Origin of the sequence: Neobacillus sp. YX16, from assembly GCF_030123505.1 — a bacterium.
Taxonomy (GTDB): domain Bacteria; phylum Bacillota; class Bacilli; order Bacillales; family Cytobacillaceae; genus Neobacillus.
Window position 1 is genome coordinate 957,935 of record NZ_CP126115.1, and the last position, 21,266, is coordinate 979,200.

Genomic DNA, 21,266 nt, shown 5'->3' on the forward strand with positions numbered 1-21,266 from the left:
TGTAATGACTTTAGTAACAGACTTTTATAAGGAACTCCCAGCTAATGTAAAAGACTTTTTCGATCGTCAGTATCAAGATTCGTATGCGTTGTTTGATGCTTGTCGTCACTCAAGAACAGGTTTATATGCTGATGCCTATATGACCTTCGGAGAAAATCCTGATTACCGATGCTCTATTGCTGCTACAGGGGTAGGACTAATTAGTCTTGCTGTAGCGGATATGGAGGGATGGGATGAGGAAGCCGCAGAGAAGGCATTGCTTACTTTGCGGGCTTGCCTCGGTGAGGTGGAAGGCTGCCAAATAGCACGTGACACTGCAACCGGATTTTTTGCACATTTCGTTGATATGGAAACAGGTGAAAACCTCCATTCGGAGATATCAACAATTGATACTTCATTGTTAGTAGCTGGAGCACTTTTTGCTGGGCAGCACTTTAAAGATAGGGCTCCTCAGATTGATGAATTGGCTCAAAAGCTTTTACAATCAATCGACTGGAGTGTCGTCGTGAATGATAAAGAGAAAGGTGTCATCAATATGGTGGTGAAGGATGGAAAAGGTACGCTTCCACTTCCTGCCTACAATGAGTATGTAATGGTCTCATATCTTGCATTATTGTGTCAGCCTGAAGACCAGGATATCCAAGATTTATGGAACAATAATTTTGCGGAAGAGCAAATCAGCAATTTACCTCAAATCCATTATCGCGATATTCCTGTTCTTACGGATCATGATGCAAAAGCATTCTTGTCATCCTTTGTACATCAATTTCCATTTTACCTTGTCCCAGAATATGCTACAAGTCCAATATATCGAGAGTTCTATCAGAATGCTTGTATGGCTGATCGCTTGAAATGGAAGGAATTAAATGATGTTGGATCTTATGTATGGGGATATGGAGCCGGTCCGAATGACGGATTACACGGAGGCTACCATGCCGATAAAATTAATGATTCACCACATGATATTGCTTCTGCTTACATTGTAGCTGGGTTCCTACCTGTATACCCTGCTGGAATTTATGATTTATATGCCTTATATCGTCTACATATTCCCTATGATGTCTATACCAATCCGGAAGATAAAGAGGATGAGATGAGGTTTAGAGCAGCTTATAAGTATGGATTGCATCGATATTCGTGGTGGCATCTTGAGCAGCCAAATCGTTGGTACCCAACGAAGGTTACGCTAATTGACTGGAGTTCCATGCTGTATGGGTTAACTGCTTTTAAACGAGGTATGTCCTTCTTTACAGAGCGCCTTGTAAAATAATTTATATAAAGCTCCATAAATACAATGAGACTTATATAAATTGCGAGGAGAGATAGATATGGACTTTATTTTTGAAGATGATATGCTGGCTGTCGCCGTTGTCAAGGCGATCCATACGGGGGATGTCCTATCGTTGGAACGTCTGCTTGCTGAAAATCCTGGTCTAGTCACAGCGAGAATTGTAAGAAGAGACTATGATGAAAAGTGTAACAGCTTTGGAATGTCACGCACTCTGCTCCATATTGTAACCGACTGGCCTGGTCACTTTCCCAATGGCGCGAAGATAGTGGGCGTGTTGCTTAATGCCGGTGCTGAGGTGAACGCTCGGTTCACCGGTCCACACACCGAAACACCACTTCATTGGGCGGCAAGCAGTGATGACGTTGAAGTGATTGATGCTCTTCTAGAAGCTGGTGCCGACATTGAAGCTCCTGGGGCTGTCATAGCCGGTGGTACGCCGTTAGACGATGCGGTGGCATTCGGGCAGTGGAATGCAGCACGAAGACTAGTCGAATGTGGTGCAAAGACTAAGCTTTGGCACGCTGCTGCGCTCGGGCTATTGAATCACGTAAAAGAATACTTTAAGGGAAGTGCTATTCCCAATCCAAACGAGATTACCGAGGCCTTCTGGTGTGCATGTCACGGAGGGCAGAAGACTACAGCGGAATACCTCCTCGAGCACGATGCTGACATTAATTGGATTGGCTACGACAAGCTTACCCCCCTCGATACTGCACATCGTAGTAATGCCTACGAACTAGTTGAGTGGTTGCGGAGTCGAGGTGCTAATACCGCCGCTGATCTAGAATGATTAATTCGGTAGTTTTCAATACATTAAAGGTTTCTTCAACTAAAAAGAAGCAGGAACGTCAATTGGCGTTCCTGCTTTTCCCTTAATTATGACCATAACTATTGCTTTTGACTGACTCGCCTTCAAATAAAGTCACAAATATCTGTTTGTTATCAAAGGGGTGATTCTCAATTAATTTCAATAATTGCTCAGAAGCCAATGCACCCCATTCTTGCTTTGAATAATCAATCGTTGTCAGGCGCGGCTGTAAATAATGGGAAACCTCAATGTTATCAAATCCAATAATATGGAAGTGTTCACCGATACGATAGGGGGTCTTAGCTAAATAATTGTACATCCCAATTGCCATTTCATCATTTAAACAAAAGACTGCAACTGGATGTTTATAGTCACGGACCAATTTCTCAGCTGCTAGTTCGCCTGTGGACTTTGTGAAGTCGCCATCCAATTCAATAATGGTTAAATCTTTGCCTACTTCCCTAGCAGAAAATAGACGTTGGTTGGAATCGTATGAGCCCTCGGGGCCTGTTAGGATAATAATTTCGGAAAATCCTTTATCAACTAAGTGTTGAATGGCTAATTTAGCGCCGCCTTTATTATCAAGCAGCACTTGCTTGATGGCAGGGTGATTTATTTCTCGATCAAGTACAACTAATTTATTCCCGAGGTCTGCATATCTTATTAGTTCTTCATTGGAAAACGTTTCATCCAAAATAATGGCTCCATCAATCATACGTTCTGGCAGAAATCGGTGGGAGTGTTCACCGCTGCAGACGATTAAATCATAACCATTATGAGAAAGAGTTTCTCTCATACCTTTGAGGAGTTCCCCATAAAAGGCCCCACTAAATTCTGTTAAAAATGCACCAATAATTTTTGTTTGCCTCTTCTTAAGTGTTCTTGCAGCTGCATTAGGTATGTAGTTCAACTCTTTTGCAATCGCTAAAATTCTCTCTGAGGTTTCTTTTGTTACTTTTGAGCTTCCATTCAGTGCGTAGGAAACTGTAGAAATGGAAACACCAGCTATTTTTGCAATATCCTTTATATTGACCATAACTTGTTCTCCTAACATTCATATACTTCTATTATATAATCCATTATAACAATAAGTAAAAGTTTCATTCCAAAAAAGCCGGCGGTATGGTTAACCGCCGGTCATAACTACATAAATATTTCAATTACATTTTCGTTGTTGTTTAAGTGTTGTTCGAGTTCTTGCTGATTAACACGAACTCCACCTTTACGATAACGGTTAGATAGAGACTCCAGCTTCGTGACCTGTCCATTAATCACAACTCTTTTTTCTTCCTGATTTGTTAAATGATAGACAAACATAACAAGGAAGTCATTAACCATAAATTCGAATTTTAATCCATCAAAATGTTGTGGTAACACTGGATCAATAACTAAATCTGTTGCTTCAAAGCGAATCCCCAAGCAATTAGAAATTAGTTGATTCATATAGATTCCTGGTCCACTAGAATAGATTCGCCATCCTCCTTTTACCTGAACGGTACCTTTTCGTAATTCATCAAAACGTTCCTGTGCTTCATAACGGGTGTTGAACTTTCCGTCTGAGCTACTGAAATAAGCATTACTTTGGCGAATTTCTGCATTTGGAACAACAGCTTGAATACCAATGGGGTTAATAACCTGCAGCCCATTCCAAGCCTCATCTACTTTTCCTAGCTTTGCCATCGCTTCAACAAAACGGATATGAGCATGAACATATTGCAGACCAATTTCTCGACCGAAATTGGCTGCCTGCTCGGCACGCTTGAAGTGTGTGCTTATTCCACCTGTATACTTAGCAGGTCGGTTCATTAAACGAACACCATCAGGGCAAAGGAGCTTTTCTTTGATGATTTGATAATGTGTCTCTGCTTGCTCAGGTGTTAATAACTCGCTAATCATGCTTCGCGTCATTGGTAATAAGCGATAGTTAATACCTGTTTTTGAATCAGTTGGATGAAGCATCAATTCTGCTTCTTCTGGATTCTCCATATAAACGAACCCAGGGATGATTTCATTCTGCAAAATATACTTATTAAAATCAGCTTCGATACCAGTTGCTAATGTTCTTAATTCATATGCAATAACAGAATCTACTTTTTCCATTACTTTGGATAGTTGATTCATCACTTGGTAGGTTAAAGAAACGGTCCAGCTGCTTACCATGAATTGTTTCAACTGTGCGTTGGCTGGTTGAAGTGTATCGTCCCAATCACCATCACCATAGGAAGACAAATACGTATCGTGAAGGAAATTGTCTTTAATATAGCCAATCTCTTTTTTTGCATGTTCTAAAATAGAAGCGATATTTTCAGTGAACGTGTACGTTTTCTTAGATGTATAGGGTACATGTTCTTCTAAAATACTAAAATCATTTGTTACCGTTAAATAATCACTAAGCATTTTTAACGGCCACACGATAATATCACCATGGCATTCGTGAGCTTGAATAGTTACATAGTTATCAAACATAAACCATTGAGGCCAATTTCCAGTTTCTTCATACTGGTGTGAGAAGACGGTTTTAATAATTTCACGTACGGCATCGTAATTCTGAGTTGCCATGAAATATTCTGTTGGGCCTTGGCACACATCACGTGTTCCCCAGGCTGCTCCACCGTATTGCTCAAGACCATGTGGTACAGAGTAGTGGACTAACATATTGTGCGTATACCACCAAGTTAAAGCATTTACCTTTTCAAGTTCAGCAGGTGTGTTTTCGTTTTTAGAAAGCTTGAAACCTTTCATTATCTTGCGATAGACTTCTCGGTAAGTTTCAATTTCGATTTCCGCTTTGCGTTTAACAAATGGGATTGTTTCTCCATGGAGAAGTCCTTGAACAGTGATTTCCCATTCAGGAGTTTCGCTTAATTCTAATACAACCAATGAAGCCGATTGAGGAATCAGATTTTCTCCAAACTTCTGTTCATCACTCACATTATAATCTGAACCAGAAACTTGAATACGATAAGTAAGATTTGGATAAGCTTTAGCACTATCCGCTCCAGAATCAGCACGGAACGTAATGGTTTGATCATCTATTTCCATATGGAATGGTACAACGTATTCATTATTGTTCATGGACACTTGGTTTGACACAAGATAACGATAGGATTTACCGCTTAAAGAACGTACATGCAACAGTACTTCTGGTGTATCCACAGTCGTGAAATTCGTAATGATTAGTGTTTCTTCAGCTGTTTTGTAATACCAACGTGCATAGTTAAAGCCCATTTCATACATTGAAGGCATAGTAAGCAGTTGAAATACGCCTTCCATTTCAATATAAATCCGCTGGCCAGATGTTTTCAGGATGTTTAATGCATTTCTAGTATTTGTTATCATTTTATTCATTGAAGTATTGCCGACAACAAGTTGGGCATTAAACACTCCGTACATATAAGAAGTGGTGGTAATGATATTCTCTTTCATCTTGCCATTTTGACCAGTCATAATAATATGGCCATGCGGTCGTTCAACAAGCAGTTCCTTTTCTTTTAAAACAACATGCTCATACTTGTCAGTGAAGAAAGAAAGTAGGTTATCTCCTTCCCATTCCTCTTGATGACGGTTCGGGAAAAGTTGCTCAATTTCGTTTTTTTCCATCGATAAAGTTTTTAACGGCTCACCAATAATAGGGGAAATCCTAACTTCATCGATAGTAGCAGAAGATGGGTTTAATTCTTTAACTTGATCCCAGGCATCCATAAGTTCTTCTTCAAACTCTAATGTGTTGATCACTTCTTGGTGGGTGTCTTTAAAGAGACCATAGAAAACAAATTGCTTTGACCCACTCAAATGAACACGTTCAGATTGAAGGGCAGTATAAGCAAATTCATATTGGTATACTTCATTCTCAAGCGATAACTTTGTTAATATTTCTGGTTGGTTTGTTTCTTTATAAGAAAGACCAAAAAATTGGAAACCATCTGTTGAATAAGCTACTGTCTTTGATAAGGAACCCTGTTGTAAATAAGGGAATCCTGCTGATTGAGGTTGGTTTTGGCGGGAACAAACCACATACCCTCGAGAAGCATCTTCAAATACAGTGTGATCAATATATTGAGCCATATATGATTCATTTGATCGAACAGCCCCCATATCAGCAAGACCTAGATCTTGTCCATAGATCACATCTATTTCTACATCTGTTCCTTCGACATTTACTTCCCAGAACCAAATGCCTTTATCAGACAGCCTAAATGTGACCATATAAATTACCTGCTCCACTTTTCCTTCCCAAGATATGTGAGAATCAGAATAGTGTACGGTGCTTTCAGATTTGACTCCTAGGAGCGGAACAATCATTATTTCATTATTTTTATGAAGTCTTAAATAAAGGTTATTTAAGGATCCATCGATCGGATTACCAATGATTTGGTTGATCATGACGTGTTTAAAGGTGATAGAAGCTACATCACCACTATTTATAAACGAAAAGGACAAGTCCCCTGATTGTATCTGCAATGTTGACTTTTTTGCTTTTAACATGTTTTTCACCTCTAGTTTACTATTTTACTAATTTAAAAGTAAGAGCGGATACATCTTGGCTGTTTCGACCAACATATGCGATATACGTACCAGCATCACTTGTAAACTGAAGGTTCTCATGATGGTATCGAAGTTGTTCTTCTGTGATTGTGAAGGAAACTTCTTTCGTTTCATTCGGCTCTAACAAAATCTTTTTAAACGCTTTCAATTCCTTTACAGGTCGGACAATTTCTCCTGCAACGTCACGTATATATAGCTGTACGACTTCTTCTCCAGCAACATTGCCGGTATTCGTTATGCTTACAGATAGAGTAATAGCTTGTTCAGAATTCATACTCTCTGCCGACAACGATGCATCGGTGTATGAGAAGGTGGTATAGCTTAAACCAAATCCAAATGGAAGTAAAGGTTCATTCGGAATATCCAGATAGTGTGATACATACCGCACATATTCTTCAGAAGTTTTCGGGCGGCCAGTATTAAAATGATTGTAATATACTGGAACTTGTCCGACTGAATATGGGAATGTCATGGACAATCGACCAGATGGATTGGCATCACCAAATAGTAAATCAGCAATCGCTGCTCCACCTTCTGTTCCTGGATACCAAGCTTCTAACACTGCATCTGCTTGATCGATCACACCATGTAAATCGAGAGGACGACCATTAAATAATACAGCTACTATTGGTTTTTGCAGTTTTTTCACTTCGGCAATCAATTGGAGTTGAATTTCTGGTAAACAAATATCAGCTCTACTGCCACCTTCTCCGCTCATTGCTGAACTTTCACCTAAAGCAAGGATAATAACATCTGCTTCGCTTGCCACATTTAATGCCATATTCATTTCATTTTCAGTACCTGTTTCAATGTCACAGCCTTTTGCGACTGTAAGCAAAGAAGGGTCAAGTTTCATTTTTATACCTTCGTCCATTTTAACGGCTTCCTCATAAGAACCTTGCCATGACCAAGGGCCTAAAATATCACCATTTTGAGCAAAAGGACCAATTAACGCGATTTTCTGGTGCCTATTTAATGGAAGAACGGATTGATTCTTTAATAGTACACATGACTTTGTCGCTACTTCTCGTGCTGCCCTGCGATGACCCTCAGATAGAATATATTCTTGCTCACGTTTTTCATCTGCACCACGATATGGATTTTCAAATAATCCTAATTTTTGTTTTAATTTCAAAATTCGAAGAACCGCTTCATCAATTAGTGTTTCTTCTATAGTGCCACTTTCCACAAGCTGCTTTAAGTTATCTACGTAGCATGTCGTCATCATTTCAATGTCCACACCAGCTTGAAGAGCTTTTACAGCAGCTTCTGAGGAATCTTCAGCTATACCATGCGGAATTAACTCCTTGACCGCACCCCAGTCGGAAATCATGACTCCGTCAAATCCCCATTCATCACGAAGCAAATTGCGCATTAACTTTTTATTTCCTGTAGCAGGGATACCATCTACGGTGTTAAAAGCAGTCATTACCATTTCACAGCCTTCATCTAAGGCGGCTTTATATGGTGGTAAGTATGACTCACGCAGTTGTCTTTCCGACATATCAACAGTGTTATATTCACGTCCACCTTCAGGCGCTCCATAAGCTGCAAAGTGTTTAACACATGCAGCTACACGATTTTGGTCATTCGCTAAATTCGTTCCTTGGAATCCTCGAACAAATGCACGAGCAAATAGACTATTTAAATAAGGATCTTCTCCAGTAGACTCCATGACCCTGCCCCAACGTGGATCACGAACTATGTCAACCATAGGAGCAAATGTAACATGAACCCCAGAAACTGCAGCCTCTTTAGCTGCAATCTCAGCACTCTTTTCAGCTAGGTCCAGGTCCCAAGAACAACCAATTGCTAGAGGTACAGGGAAAATCGTTTTAAATCCGTGAACAATATCGGCCATCATTAATAAAGGAATCCCGAGACGATTTTCCTCTAAATGGGCTTTTTGAATGTTCATAACTTCTCTTGCACCTGAGGCACCCAAGACCGAACCACAATTTTGTGAGACTTCATCAGTAATTCCCATCCCTGTCATTGGTCCAGTTATCTCGCCTTTATCGGATGCTCCTTTAAAGAAGGGTGTTGCTAACTGAAGCAGTTGGCCAATCTTTTCGTTTAAAGTCATTTTCTGAATTATTTCATTCAATTGTTGTTCCACCATTTTTCTCCTCCATTTTTATAATGTTCTTTAAACCAATTGAAACGTTTCAATAGAAATTATAATTGGATTATAAACGCTTTCAAAAAGAGAGTCAATGAAAAATCGAAACGTTTTTATTGCAAGATTAAAAGACATTGATAAAGAATTAGAAAACAGCTACTCCATATCCAGACGTCTGTAAACTCCGGGAGCTACGCCATATTTTTTATGAAATACCCTGTGAAAATAAGGATAGCTGCCGAATCCGCAATCATCAGCTATCTGCTCGAGTGTCATAGTAGTATACTTCATCCGTTCGATTGCTGCGGAAAGCCGAATTTCATGTGCATATTCAATGATTGTTTTCCCGACATGACTTTTAAAAAGATGCACAGATCGAGAAACGCTAAGACCAGCATGTCGTGCCACATCCTCTAGTTTAAAAGCGGTAGTGGCGTGTTCTTCAATATAACGCATCATTCGCGACACCGAATATGGGTAGATAAAGGATGGTACCGTTTCGTTTGCTGCACGTTCTAAATATAAACAGAGCGCTCGCAGCAAATAGCCGGTCAGCTCTTCGTTTTGGCTGGAAGATGGACGGCGCTTTTCCATCATGATTTGACGCCATAAAGTCAGCAATTTGTCATCAATTCCAATTTGAGAAATATTATCTATGTCAGAACTGCGCCACCATGCGTCAATCCATGACCCTTCACATCCTAAGTGATAGTCCCCGCAGTTTTGCCCCTCTTTGACCAGCAGTTCATAATGATCACCAGGTTCTATAATCAAAAGGTCACCTTTCTTAAATTCCACTTTTCTTCCCTTCACCACTACTTCACTAAGACCTTCCGTTTGCAGGCGGAATAGATAAGCTGGATACCCGGATTTGTGTTGTGAATGATATCCATTAGTATGATAGGAATAGCCGCAAAAAAATATATTGGTTTTCATAATTCCCTCCTTGAAATAAAGAAAAATAGCAAAATAGTAGATGTTTTAATTATATCATCTATGTTTATTTGTAAACACAGGATTTATGATGTAATCAAATAAGTAAGGTTATAGGAGTGAAAGTTTTTACTGGCTGACAAAGGCAGGAGAAAAAAGCTTAAATTATTTAAAGAAAAAGGGAGTTGGTTGTTATGGTAAAAGTAACAGTTTGGAATGAAAACCGTCACGAACAAAAAAATCCTGTTGTAAGAGATATATACCCTAATGGAATACATGGTGCGATAGCAGAATTTTTAAAGGCAGACGGCTTCGAAGCAGGGACCGCTACTCTAGACGAACCAGAGCATGGCTTAACGGATGACGTTCTAGACAAGACAGATGTATTAGTTTGGTGGGGACATTTAGCACATGGAGAAGTAAAGGATGAAATTGTCCAAAAGGTTCAGCAGCGAGTTCTTGATGGCATGGGTCTGATTGTTCTTCATTCTGGTCATTTCTCAAAAATATTTAAAACTTTAATGGGAACAAGCTGTGATCTAAAATGGCGGGAAGCAGATGAAAAAGAACGTCTTTGGGTTGTGAGCCCAAGTCATCCAATTGCAGAAGGGATCACTGAATACATTGAATTAGAAAAGGAAGAAATGTATGGGGAGCATTTTGATATTCCGCAGCCAGATGAGCTCATTTTCACAAGCTGGTTCGAAGGCGGAGAAGTTTTTCGCAGCGGCTGTACTTACAAACGCGGAAATGGAAAGGTATTTTACTTCCGACCAGGTCATGAAACCTATCCTACGTACCATAACAAAGACATTCACCGTGTCATTAGCAATGCAGTGAAATGGGCTCAGCCTGTAAAGCGTGAACGTCCTGTCTATGGAAACACGAAACCACTAGAAGTAATTGGAGGGAAATAAGAATGGAAAAATTAAGAGTTGGTGTGATTGGCTGCGGCAGTATTGCCATACATCGTCATTTGCCTGAATATAGTTCGAATAAAAATGTTGAACTGGTTGCTGTTTGTGATATCAATGAGGAACGTGCCCAGGCTACAGCTGAAAAATATGGGGCTAAAGCTTTTACAAGCTATGAAGAGTTAGCCAGCAGCGGTTTGGTAGAGGCAGTCAGTGTCTGTACACCAAATTATCTCCATGCTCCCATTACGATTGCTGCTTTAAACGCGGGACTTCATGTCCTTTGTGAAAAACCAATGGCCACTTCAAAAGAAGAAGCAGAAGAGATGATTGCTGCGGCAAAAACGAATGGTAAGAAGTTAATGATTGCTCATAATCAGCGATTTGTACCATCACACCAAAGAGCACGTCAGTTAATCCAAAGCGGAGAAGTCGGCAAGATTTATAGCTTTCGTACCGCATTCGGACATGGAGGACCAGAAGGCTGGAGTGTTGATGGTAAAGATAGCTGGTTCTTTGAAAAAGAAAAAGCATTTGTTGGGGCTATGGGCGATTTAGGTGTACACAAGACCGATTTACTTCGCTATGTGCTGGGCGAAGAAATTACAGAAGTAGGATCTTTTGTTGAAACAAATGCAAAGGAATTCGCAACGGTTGATGATAATGCAGTATGTGTATTAAAAACCGAGAGTGGAATTATTGGAACTCTTGCTGCTAGCTGGGCTTATACAAGCAAAGAAGATAACTCAACCATTATTTATGGAGAAAAAGCGATACTTCGTTTAGAGGATGACCCTATAAATTCTCTTGTCGTTCAATATACAAACGGAGAAATAGCGAACTATCAGCTTGGTAAAATTCAGTCCAATAGTGCCGGAGGACAAAATAACTCTCGTGTAATTGATCAATTTGTTGATGCTGTAATTAAGGGGCATGAGGTGCCTGTCACCGGCGAAGAGGGCATGAAATCTTTGGAGGTTATTTTGGCTGCATTAGAGTCCAATGAAACGAAGCGAATTGTGAGAGTGAGAGAAAGATGAAAAAGCTACGTATTGGAATTATCGGAGTTGGAGGTATTGCGGTAGGCCGCCATATTCCTTCATTTCTCCAGTTGCAGGATATCTGTGAGATTACTGCTTTAAGTGATATTAATATCGATCGTGCTCAGGAAACTGCAGAAAAATATAATATTCCTCATGTTTTTCCGGAATATCATGACCTTTTTTCAGTGGTTGATGCAGTATGTATTTGCACGCCAAATAAATTCCACGCAGAAATTACGATTGCAGCCCTTGAAGCAGGAGTACATGTATTGTGTGAAAAGCCAATGGCGTTATCTGCGGAAGAATGTGAGGCGATGGTCGCTGCTTCTAAAAAGGCAGATAAAGTTCTCGCGATTGCGTATCATTACCGTTTTATGAAGGAAGCGCAAGCTGCTAAGAAAGCCATGGAAGACGTAGGTACACCGCTTGTAATAAGGGTACAGGCATTGAGACGCCGAAAAGTACCGGGGTGGGGAGTATTTACCAACAAAGACCTGCAGGGCGGCGGCAGTTTGATTGATTATGGCTGTCATTTGTTAGATTTAGCTCTATGGCTGATGGGGAATCCAAAACATACAACGGTGACAGGCACCGCCTATAACACGTTAAGTAAAATGCCTAACCAAGTGAATCAATGGGGCGCCTTTGATCATAAAACCTTTAATGTCGATGATCATGTAACAGCCTATATTCAATTTGAAAATGATGCATCTATGTTGTTTGAAACATCTTGGGCTGCCAATATAAAGGATGACGCCGAACATCTTAGCATTTCCGGTGTTGACGGGGGATTAAGTGTCTTCCCATTCGAACTTTATACTACAAAGAACGGAATGCTTTTAAATAGTGAAGCTGCATGGCTACCTGGTGAGAAAGAACCTGGTTTGCAGCAGGATAGGAACTTTATTGAAGCATGCCTTGGATTGGCTGAGCTTGTGGTAAAACCAGAAGAGGCACTTCAAGTTTCGCAGATTATTGATCAAATATATGAGAGCGGGGGAAATAAATTATGAAACTAGGAGTTTTTACGGTACTGTTTGCAGAAAAATCATTTGAGGAAATGCTAGATACTGTCAAGGAAGCTGGCCTTCATGCAGTTGAAATTGGTACAGGATGTTATCCAGGAAACAGCCATTGTGATTTAGACGGGTTACTAGAGAGTGAAGATGCTCGTCATCGATACCTTCAACAAGTGGAAAGCCGTAGATTGACAATCAGTGCATTTAGTTGTCATGGAAATCCAATATCACCTGAAGAAAGTTTTGCAAAAACTTCTCATGAAACTCTATTAAAAACAATTAAACTTGCCTCACTTTTAGGTGTACCAGTTGTGAACTGTTTTTCTGGGACAGCTGGGGACCATGAAGGGGCAAAATATCCAAATTGGCCCGTAACACCATGGCCAAATGAATTTGGGGATGTGCTAAAGTGGCAATGGGAAGAAAAATTAATTCCTTACTGGAAAGAAGTCGGTCAGTATGCGAAGGAACACAATGTGAAGATTGGACTGGAGCTTCATGGTGGATTTTTAGTTCATACTCCATATACCCTATTAAAACTGCGTGAGCAAACATGTGATGCAATCGGCGCTAATTTAGATCCAAGCCACTTATGGTGGCAGGGAATTGACCCTGTGGCTGCTATCAAAATTTTAGCAAAAGAAAATGCCATTCACCATTTTCATGCGAAAGACACATACATTGACCAAGAAAATGTGAATATGTATGGACTAACAGATATGCAGCCTTACGGGGAAGTAAGAACGCGGGCATGGACATTCCGTTCTGTTGGCTGCGGACATAGTTTAAAAGATTGGTCCGATATGATGAGTGCACTTCGTACGTACGGTTATGATTATGTAGTCAGCATTGAGCATGAAGACCCAATCATGTCTATAGATGAAGGGTTTAAACGTGCCGTGACCAATTTGAAATCTATTTTAATAGAAGAGTCTGTTTCGCAAATGTGGTGGGCATAGACTACACAAAAAACCATAAGGGACTTTGCGTCCCTTATGGTTCCAGGCTGTCGAGAAAGTCTCGACAGCCATTTTATAACTTTAACATTGCACCAATATTAGTGGCGTACAATTGTCCTTAGGACCCCGGATGAAGGATTAATCCTTCTGGCAGCGCATAAGATTTGTCTTTAAGACCCCCGATGAAAGACAAAACCTTCTGGAAGCGAATAAGATTTGTCCTTAAGACCTCCGATGAAAGACAAAACCTTCTGGAAGCGAATAAGATTTGTCCTTAAGACCCCGGATGAAGGACAAAACCTTCTGGCAGCGCATAAGATTTGTCCTTAAGACCCCGGATGAAGGACAAAACCTTCTGGCAGCGCATAAGATTTGTCCTTAAGACTCCGGATGAAGGACAAAACCTTCTGGCAGCGCATAAGATTTGTCCTTAAGACCCCGGATGAAAGACAAAACCTTCTGGAAGCGCGTACGATTTGTCCTTAAGACCCCCGATGAAAGACAAATCCTTCCGGCAGCAGGTACGATTTGTCCTTAAGACCTCGGATGAAAAAAACATAAGGGACTTTGCGTCCCTTATGTTTCTTTACTTTTTTCGATTAATTTAATACTGCTTTCGTAAGCCGTTCCCACGGTTTGCTTAGCCAGCGTTTTAAAGCAAAACAACCGCGCAGCCACTCATCAGCCCCTTGGGCAAGCCATATACCCAAAAGTCCCAAACCATAGTGAACGCCTAGCAAATAACTTAAGGATACCGCTATTCCCCACATCGAAATAATACCAATGATAACGGGAAAACGAACATCTCCTGCAGACTTTAATGAATTCATCAAGACGATATTCATGGCTCTTCCAGGTTCAACGAAAACTATGGCCCATAAAACCGGCAGTCCAACCATAATAATGGAAGGATCCTCTGTGAATACTCTTAAGATGAATTCTCCTCCAAAGGCGATAATGAGTGATGCAAAGGTTGAAGCAAACATCGCTATTTTTAAAGTGCGAATACCTCGTTTTAAGGCAAGGTCATATTGTTTGCCCCCAATATATCGTGCTACTAACAACTGGGTTCCTTGAGCAATCGCGACTGTGAACAAAAAGCAAAGCATGCTGATATTTAAAATATACACTCTTCCAGCCAAAGAGGCAGTACCCATTGTAACAACAAAGCTAGTAATAACCACTTGAGATAATTGGTAGGAAAGATTCTCTCCAGCGGAAGGAATTCCAATCTCGAGCAATTCACGGATATCCTCTTTTTTTGCGTTGAAGATGTCCTTGATGACAATTTTTAAAGAAAGTCTGTTATATAGCAAATACAATAGAGCACAAACTGCATAGGCTCGAGCTGCAAAGATAGCCCAGGATACACCCGTCACACCTGTAATCGGCAGCCCTAAGAATCCAGTGGTTGCAATAATATTCCCGCCAATACTGATTACATTCATATAAACAGTAACCATCATTGATTCCTTCGTGTATCCATGACTACGAAGGATCGCACTTAAAGCCAGAGAGAGAGATTCGAAAAAGAGTGAAAGTGCACATATTCGTACAAAGGTAAGTCCGTAGTCGAAAACCGGACCTTGAACATCATACAAACGAAGCAGTGGTTCTCCTAAAATAAAAACAATAATGGCAATACATATTCCAAACCAGAAATTCAAACCAAATACAGAATAAGATAGCTGCCTCGCACGTTGAAGGTTTCCTGCACCTAGATTTTGACTGATTAGAACAGTTGCCCCAATAGATGTGACATTAAAAACTAAAATAAAAATATTTAACAGCTGGTTGGCAACTCCAACACCCGCTACTGCCTGATCAGAGTAATGGCTTAACATCAGTGTAGCCACAATCCCCATTCCCATATGAAGCGAAAGCTCAATAAAGAGCGGCCAGGTAATACTGAAAAGAGTCTGTTCTTGATAGTTGTTTTTTTGTTCCTCCACGAAATTCTCCCATCAGTTTTAATAAAATAATGTTTTATTTTACTACTTTATTAGTGATATAGGAATAGGAAAATAAGGTTGAAAAGTTTTTCCAAAAAAGGGAATCACAAATGGAAAAAATAATAAGATTGTTATCAAGCCTTGAATTTGCTATTTTTAAACTATAACAACACTAAAATGGGGGCAAATATGTTTACAAAAAGAAATTTATACAGGTTTTTGTTAATCCTCATTATTGGTTTATTTGTCCTTTTACAAGTTATAGATTTAATCAATCCAGACCTCTTTCATTCTATTAAAATAGTAAGCAATATCGCTTCAGTTGTTTCAATCGTTGCCATCGGTTTCCTATACTTTTTAGTTAAAGAGTTCGATAAGAAAGCCGATGAATATACGATAAACCAGAAGAAAATGAAAAATATATTTGATACTCTAGATGTTGCCATCTGGTCCCATGATTTAAAGTCTGACACACTATTAATCACTCCTGGAATAGAAAAACTTTATGGATATAAGCTGGATAAATTTTATGAAAACATGAACCTTTGGAAAGAAGTTATTTATCCAGAGGATTTGTCTGTTTTAAAGGATAGAGAAAAGAAGCTTGCAGTTGGAGAAACAGCCACTAGCCAATATCGTATTATTCGCCCTGATGGTGAAGTACGCTGGATACAGGACAGAGGGATACCAACCTTTGACCAAAAAGGCGACTTTGTTGACTTTACAAGTGTGTTATTCGATATTACAGATCGAAAAGAAAGCGAAGGGCTCTATCAAAGTCTAGTTGAAATGTCACCTGATATTATTGCCGTCGTTTATGATGGGAAAATTGAATATATAAATGAAGCAGGCTGCAAATTACTTGGTGCACAAAGTCAGGAGCAGGTGATTGGGCAATCAGCTAAGAATTTTGTTCCTTCGCATATTACAGATTTAATTAAACGTAAAGTATTCTCACCTGATAAATTGGAAAACGAGCGACTTAGGCTTGAATTCCAGGTTAGGCGAACAGACGGTGAAAGCATTGATGTGGAGATGGCAGCTAGGTCTATTCTATACGAAGGCCGATTTGCCATTCAGGTAGTGGGCAGAGATATTACCCAAAGGAAGAAATCGGAACAAACGATTAAATTCATGGCCTATTATGATTCATTAACGGGCTTGCCAAATCGAAATCAGTTTAGGAACCATCTTAACGAAGTATTACGTCATCAACAGAATAAAATGCACGCAGTGCTATTCCTAGATTTAGATCGCTTTAAAATTATCAATGATACAAAAGGTCACTCAATTGGGGATATTATTCTCCAACTGGTAGCAGGTCGATTAGAAAAAGCCGTACAAAATGAAGGTCTAGTTTCTCGCCAGGGCGGGGATGAATTTATTATCGTCCTGGAAGATGCTGATAAGGAAAACACTTCACAGGTAGCTAAACGAATTCTCAATGAATTTTCAAACCCATTTGAAGTGAACTGTGAAGAATTTTATGTCACGCCAAGTATCGGAATTAGTATCTATCCTACAGATGGAAGCGATGAGGAAACACTCATTAAAAATGCTGATACCGCCATGTACCAAGCAAAAGAACGTGGAAAAAATAATTATCAATTCTACTCCACTAACCTTGATGGTATATCAACGTGGAAAATGAAATTAGAGAACTGGTTACGAAGAGCTTTGGAACAGAATCAAATGACACTCCATTACCAACCGCAGCTGGATTTACGTACCGGGGAAATTGTCGGAGTGGAAGCATTAATTCGCTGGAATCATCCAGAATATGGATATGTAGCACCTTCTGAATTTATTCCACTCGCTGAAGAAACAGGGCTCATCGTACCATTGGGAAAATGGATATTACGAGAGGCATGTGAACGGAGAAAAGCATGGAGGGATTCAGGATTCAGTGATTTTCCTATTGCTGTAAACGTTTCAGTAAGGCAATTTCAGGATGAACATTTCATTCCATTCATTTCAGGCATGCTCGAGGAAATTGGATTAGAGGCAAATTACTTGGAACTCGAAATTACTGAAAGTCTTATGCAAAACCTAGAGAACTCTACCATCATTCTGAATCAATTAAAGGATTTGGGTGTTCTACTATCGGTGGATGACTTTGGTACGGGCTATTCCTCTTTAAGCTATTTAAAACATCTTCCCATTGATAAAATTAAGATCGATAAATCCTTTGTCGATGACATAATCTATCACTCTAATCAAGGCATGATGGTGAAAACTATCATCGATATGGGTATGAATTTAAAATTCGGTGTCATTGCAGAAGGAATTGAAACGGAAGAACAGGTTAAATTCTTAACGCGGAATGCTTGTCAGATTGGACAAGGGTATTACTACAGCAAACCGCTGTCTGCTGAGAAGCTGGAAGAATTTTTAGTAAAAGGCAATGTTTCTATCGAATAGGCTTCTGGCGGAACACTCCGCCTCCTTTTTTTTGAGAATGCTGTTTTAAACTTGGCTGTTGATTTGTGCTCCACTAAGGAAAGCTTCTTTGAATAATCACCGCAGTGACAGGCGGTCTCTGCCTGTCACGAGGCGCTTCGCTTTCCGCAGGCGGTTCGGGAAGCCTCCTTGACGCTAAGAGATAAGCGGGGTCTCCCCTGTCCCGTCCTCCTGCAGGACATTGAATTACTTCCGCGAATCTGCCCACGCACGAAGAAAATGCGTAGCATTTTCGAGGAGTCTCGCGCCTTCCGCACAAATCAACAGAGTGCCAAAATCAATAATAAGCTTTAACATAGCCTTTGCAAAAAAGACCTTCTGTTGAAGGTCTTTTAGTTTCCCCATTTCATGTGTACGCTTAAAGTACAGCAGGACACGGGACTGCTTGGATCGGGGTGGGCGGTAAGCTCGAAAGTGATACCGGTTGGTGTATATTTGGTTTCCACCGGTACTTTAAGACCAATCGTTTTGATTAACTTATCAATTTCGGTTTTGTTTCCCTGCTGAGCAAAAGACATTAACTTCACATCAAAATCTTCATCACCTAACCGGTCCAACAGGATACTGCCTTGGTCCATTAGTAGCCGATAGGATTTAATGGACTTCGTGAAAATATTTACATCCACCTGCGGATACTGCCTGGTTACTGGGGGATACAAATAATATCCTGGGTAAGCAGGGGGCTGAGGATATGGCGGATAAGGATAGTGGTAATAGTACATCATAACGCTCCTTCCATAGTAAAACACAAGGCAATATACGGTATGTATATTGGACTTTTTTGGTTACAAGTAAAGAGCGCCTGGAGTTTGGCTCCAAGCGCTCTTAAAGTATTAGAATATATGAATATTACCGCTAGATACGGAAACTTTTATTTGATTCTTACCGGAACCGTGTGTTCCCTTCAAACTCTTTTTATCAGATCCATTAGTGGTTAATGGAAAATCACTCGAAATATTTCCACTGCTTACTTCGCCATCTAAGTTGAAATCCGCATTATCAGGTAAATCAAGATTAATATTTCCTGAGCTAAGCTCAATCTCAATCGGATCATTAAGTTTATCCATTTGCATGGTGAACCTTCCAGATGATACATCTGCTTTAAGTGCGCCTATAAAGTGGTTAACCTCTAAATTTCCAGAACTAAGGTCAAAGGTGCTTGATTTAGTCCTTAATGAATCAATTTTAACATTGCCTGAAGAACCATCATGAGTAAACTCATTCACTTCTAAATGATCAATATTCACATTCCCAGAACCAATATCTAAAGAAAGGTCATTTAATTTCATCAACTGTCCAGAGAAATTTAAGCTGCCTGAGCCAACCTGAATGGTCATATTACGGTTATAATCTTCAGGAATATAGATTTTAAGGTTTCCTTTTTCAGAGAAGGAGAACCAATTAAACATTTTCCGTTTTGTTTCCACTACCAATCTATTGTCTATTTCTTTCACAATGAGCGAGCCTTTCCCTTTTAAAACGGCTTCAATATCATCACGTTTTTCAGGAATAATCGTCGTTTTTACTCCGCCCACATTAATATCAATGGTTTCAATGTCATTTGATAACGCAGCTCTCCCATCCTTATTGCCTCCAAATGCAAACCCATCAAATTGGAAAGATTGATTAAATACGATATATAACCCAGTGATGATTAATAGGAGAATCACAATCCTCTTCATCTAAATCCCTGCCCTTCATTTCTTATAGCTTAATCATAAGGGATTTTTCATAAACCACCAATGAACCTAAGATTTAATTATGTCTAAGGCTTGCGACGTATAATGGAAGACAAAGTGGAAAACTTATTCGATTTCCGAACTATTAATAGTATGATATTCTTTGTATTGGAGGTGTTATCCATGACATTAAAAAATATTACCCCTAAAGAACTTCACGAGAGAATAAAAGGTGAGAATCAGATTATTCTTCTTGATGTTCGAGCAGCCGAAAAATACAATGAATTCCATATCGAAGAACCCCAGGTGGTGAGCCTAAATATTCCCAAGACGGAAATATCCAATCTTGAAGAAGATCTGGTTCTTTCACAGCTGCCAAAGGATCGTCCGGTTGTCGTTACTTGTACGACTGGAAACTCAGCGGCAAAGTGTGCAAAGATTCTTGATGGTCTCGGGCTTCAAGTTGAAGTTTTAGAAGGCGGCCTTACCGCTTGGAAGGAATATAGAAAATAGCTTGGAGAGAAGCAATATGCTGCTGACGTTAAATAAACAACTAGAAAAAATAATGCCTTTAATCACTCCCGCGAGTGTTGTATTGGGTGTATTACTTTCTATCTATATTAAGGACTTTTCGTATTTAATCCCTTGGGTATTTGCCTTTATGACATTTGCTGGGAGCTTGAACTCCAATTTCAAATCATTATCGGATGTGGTGCGTCATCCACTTCCAATCCTTGCTGCAATGATGTTATTACACATACTCATGCCAATTTGGGCTTGGGGTGTCGGGCATATTACTTTCCCAGACGATATCTTTACCATTACCGGTATTGTGTTAGGCATGGCCATTCCAACTGGTATAACTAGCTTTGTTTGGGTTTCAATATATAAAGGAAATATCCCGTTGACCTTATCCATTATCTTAATTGATACCATTCTTTCACCGTTGATTGTTCCTTATTGTTTATCCTTCTTAATAGGTGAAAAAATTGAAATGGACATGGTCGGAATCATGAAAGGCTTAGTTGGAATGATCGTACTGCCTTCTATCCTTGGAATGCTGCTTAATCAATTTTTAAAAGGCAGTGTAACAAAAAAGTTGAGCTCGACTTTGTCACCTTTTTCAAAAATTAGTCTCGGAATTGTTGTCATGCTTAACGGTGCAGTCATTGCGCCTTATTTAAAAAATATTAATTTTAAATTAATTAGTATCATCCTTGTGGTCTTTTTTATTGCGGCTACAGGTTATGTATTTTCGTTCTTCATTGGTAAACTAATCAGAAGTGACCGAGATACTGTCGTATCTTTAACCTTCTCTGGCGGAATGAGAAACATTAGTGCGGGTGCTGTTATTGCGGTCACTTACTTTTCACCAGCAGTGGCAGTTCCGGTGGTTGTCGGTATGCTGTTCCAGCAGGTACTGGCTTCTTTTACAGGATATTTTATGGCCCGTTATTTTAACAAGAAAACGTTATATATAAAGTTTGAAGGTGTTAACAAAAATGAAGGAATATGATACCCGAGGCACTTCTAATGGAAGT

The 21,266-nt window shown here is 39.8% G+C and carries 16 protein-coding genes; 9 read left to right on the top strand and 7 right to left on the bottom strand.

Going from position 1 to position 21,266, the window contains the following annotated elements; genetic code table 11:
- Window positions 1-4 precede the first annotated feature (4 nt).
- Together QNH48_RS04715 and QNH48_RS04720 are read left to right on the top strand one after the other, a co-directional pair.
- A complete protein-coding gene (locus QNH48_RS04715) occupies window positions 5-1,270 on the top strand; it encodes a hypothetical protein (RefSeq protein ID WP_283953981.1) in 1,266 nt (421 codons plus the stop codon).
- Window positions 1,271-1,328: 58 nt separating this feature from the next.
- The gene (locus QNH48_RS04720; protein WP_283953982.1) at window positions 1,329-2,081 is read left to right on the top strand and encodes an ankyrin repeat domain-containing protein; all 753 of its coding nucleotides are present in this window, start codon (window positions 1,329-1,331) and stop codon (window positions 2,079-2,081) included.
- A gap of 82 nt (window positions 2,082-2,163) precedes the next feature.
- Here the strand turns inward: QNH48_RS04720 and QNH48_RS04725 are convergent, their stop codons facing one another.
- From QNH48_RS04725 to QNH48_RS04740, 4 genes are all read right to left on the bottom strand, one after another.
- A complete protein-coding gene (locus QNH48_RS04725) occupies window positions 2,164-3,135 on the bottom strand; it encodes a LacI family DNA-binding transcriptional regulator (protein ID WP_283953983.1) in 972 nt (323 codons plus the stop codon).
- A 107-nt stretch (window positions 3,136-3,242) separates the two neighbouring features.
- Entirely contained in the window at window positions 3,243-6,584 is a 3,342-nt protein-coding gene (locus QNH48_RS04730; protein ID WP_283953984.1) for a GH36-type glycosyl hydrolase domain-containing protein, read from the bottom strand.
- A gap of 19 nt (window positions 6,585-6,603) precedes the next feature.
- On the bottom strand, window positions 6,604-8,766 hold the full coding sequence (locus QNH48_RS04735; RefSeq protein WP_283953985.1) for a glycoside hydrolase family 3 N-terminal domain-containing protein: 2,163 nt from the start codon (window positions 8,764-8,766) through the stop codon (window positions 6,604-6,606).
- A 156-nt stretch (window positions 8,767-8,922) separates the two neighbouring features.
- Entirely contained in the window at window positions 8,923-9,702 is a 780-nt protein-coding gene (locus tag QNH48_RS04740; RefSeq protein WP_283953986.1) for an AraC family transcriptional regulator, read from the bottom strand.
- A 191-nt stretch (window positions 9,703-9,893) separates the two neighbouring features.
- Here QNH48_RS04740 and QNH48_RS04745 point away from each other — a divergent pair, with 191 nt between their 5' ends.
- From QNH48_RS04745 to QNH48_RS04760, 4 genes are read left to right on the top strand one after another with little or no spacing between them, the layout of a single operon-like run.
- Window positions 9,894-10,616, top strand: a complete 723-nt coding sequence (locus tag QNH48_RS04745) for a ThuA domain-containing protein (protein WP_283953987.1) — start codon at window positions 9,894-9,896, stop codon at window positions 10,614-10,616.
- A gap of 2 nt (window positions 10,617-10,618) precedes the next feature.
- Window positions 10,619-11,653, top strand: coding sequence for a Gfo/Idh/MocA family protein (locus QNH48_RS04750; protein ID WP_283953988.1), 1,035 nt, complete (start codon window positions 10,619-10,621; stop codon window positions 11,651-11,653).
- A complete protein-coding gene (locus QNH48_RS04755) occupies window positions 11,650-12,669 on the top strand; it encodes a Gfo/Idh/MocA family protein (RefSeq protein ID WP_283953989.1) in 1,020 nt (339 codons plus the stop codon). Before QNH48_RS04750 ends, QNH48_RS04755 begins: the two co-directional genes overlap by 4 nt.
- Window positions 12,666-13,634, top strand: coding sequence for a sugar phosphate isomerase/epimerase family protein (locus QNH48_RS04760; RefSeq protein ID WP_283953990.1), 969 nt, complete (start codon window positions 12,666-12,668; stop codon window positions 13,632-13,634). Before QNH48_RS04755 ends, QNH48_RS04760 begins: the two co-directional genes overlap by 4 nt.
- A 599-nt stretch (window positions 13,635-14,233) precedes the next feature.
- Here the strand turns inward: QNH48_RS04760 and QNH48_RS04765 are convergent.
- Window positions 14,234-15,586 (bottom strand): MATE family efflux transporter, encoded by a 1,353-nt coding sequence (locus QNH48_RS04765; RefSeq protein WP_283953991.1) that lies wholly within the window; start codon window positions 15,584-15,586, stop codon window positions 14,234-14,236.
- A 189-nt stretch (window positions 15,587-15,775) separates the two neighbouring features.
- Here QNH48_RS04765 and QNH48_RS04770 point away from each other — a divergent pair, with 189 nt between their 5' ends.
- Window positions 15,776-18,007 carry a sensor domain-containing protein gene (locus tag QNH48_RS04770; protein WP_283953992.1) on the top strand — a complete coding sequence of 744 codons (2,232 nt, stop codon included), beginning with the start codon at window positions 15,776-15,778 and terminating at the stop codon, window positions 18,005-18,007.
- A 371-nt stretch (window positions 18,008-18,378) separates the two neighbouring features.
- On the opposite strand, the gene QNH48_RS04775 is transcribed toward QNH48_RS04770, so the two are convergent.
- Complete coding sequence (locus QNH48_RS04775) at window positions 18,379-18,771, bottom strand: YuzC family spore coat inner layer protein (RefSeq protein ID WP_283953993.1); 393 nt, start codon at window positions 18,769-18,771, stop codon at window positions 18,379-18,381.
- Between the two features lie 108 nt (window positions 18,772-18,879).
- Window positions 18,880-19,728: a LiaG family protein gene (liaG, locus tag QNH48_RS04780; protein ID WP_283953994.1), complete on the bottom strand. Its 849-nt coding sequence runs from the start codon at window positions 19,726-19,728 to the stop codon at window positions 18,880-18,882.
- 180 nt (window positions 19,729-19,908) lie between these two features.
- Here liaG and QNH48_RS04785 point away from each other — a divergent pair, with 180 nt between their 5' ends.
- Window positions 19,909-20,238 carry a rhodanese-like domain-containing protein gene (locus QNH48_RS04785; RefSeq protein WP_283953995.1) on the top strand — a complete coding sequence of 110 codons (330 nt, stop codon included), beginning with the start codon at window positions 19,909-19,911 and terminating at the stop codon, window positions 20,236-20,238.
- 16 nt (window positions 20,239-20,254) lie between these two features.
- Window positions 20,255-21,241 carry a bile acid:sodium symporter family protein gene (locus QNH48_RS04790; protein ID WP_283953996.1) on the top strand — a complete coding sequence of 329 codons (987 nt, stop codon included), beginning with the start codon at window positions 20,255-20,257 and terminating at the stop codon, window positions 21,239-21,241.
- The last annotated feature ends 25 nt before the right edge of the window (window positions 21,242-21,266 follow it).

Coding starts and splice junctions, on each gene's coding strand:
- QNH48_RS04715 (WP_283953981.1), top strand. CDS start 5: ATGACTTTAGTAACAGACTTTTATAAGGAACTCCCAGCTAATGTAAAA.
- QNH48_RS04720 (WP_283953982.1), top strand. CDS start 1,329: ATGGACTTTATTTTTGAAGATGATATGCTGGCTGTCGCCGTTGTCAAG.
- QNH48_RS04725 (WP_283953983.1), bottom strand. CDS start 3,135: ATGGTCAATATAAAGGATATTGCAAAAATAGCTGGTGTTTCCATTTCT.
- QNH48_RS04730 (WP_283953984.1), bottom strand. CDS start 6,584: ATGTTAAAAGCAAAAAAGTCAACATTGCAGATACAATCAGGGGACTTG.
- QNH48_RS04735 (WP_283953985.1), bottom strand. CDS start 8,766: ATGGTGGAACAACAATTGAATGAAATAATTCAGAAAATGACTTTAAAC.
- QNH48_RS04740 (WP_283953986.1), bottom strand. CDS start 9,702: ATGAAAACCAATATATTTTTTTGCGGCTATTCCTATCATACTAATGGA.
- QNH48_RS04745 (WP_283953987.1), top strand. CDS start 9,894: ATGGTAAAAGTAACAGTTTGGAATGAAAACCGTCACGAACAAAAAAAT.
- QNH48_RS04750 (WP_283953988.1), top strand. CDS start 10,619: ATGGAAAAATTAAGAGTTGGTGTGATTGGCTGCGGCAGTATTGCCATA.
- QNH48_RS04755 (WP_283953989.1), top strand. CDS start 11,650: ATGAAAAAGCTACGTATTGGAATTATCGGAGTTGGAGGTATTGCGGTA.
- QNH48_RS04760 (WP_283953990.1), top strand. CDS start 12,666: ATGAAACTAGGAGTTTTTACGGTACTGTTTGCAGAAAAATCATTTGAG.
- QNH48_RS04770 (WP_283953992.1), top strand. CDS start 15,776: ATGTTTACAAAAAGAAATTTATACAGGTTTTTGTTAATCCTCATTATT.
- QNH48_RS04775 (WP_283953993.1), bottom strand. CDS start 18,771: ATGATGTACTATTACCACTATCCTTATCCGCCATATCCTCAGCCCCCT.
- liaG (WP_283953994.1), bottom strand. CDS start 19,728: ATGAAGAGGATTGTGATTCTCCTATTAATCATCACTGGGTTATATATC.
- QNH48_RS04785 (WP_283953995.1), top strand. CDS start 19,909: ATGACATTAAAAAATATTACCCCTAAAGAACTTCACGAGAGAATAAAA.
- QNH48_RS04790 (WP_283953996.1), top strand. CDS start 20,255: ATGCTGCTGACGTTAAATAAACAACTAGAAAAAATAATGCCTTTAATC.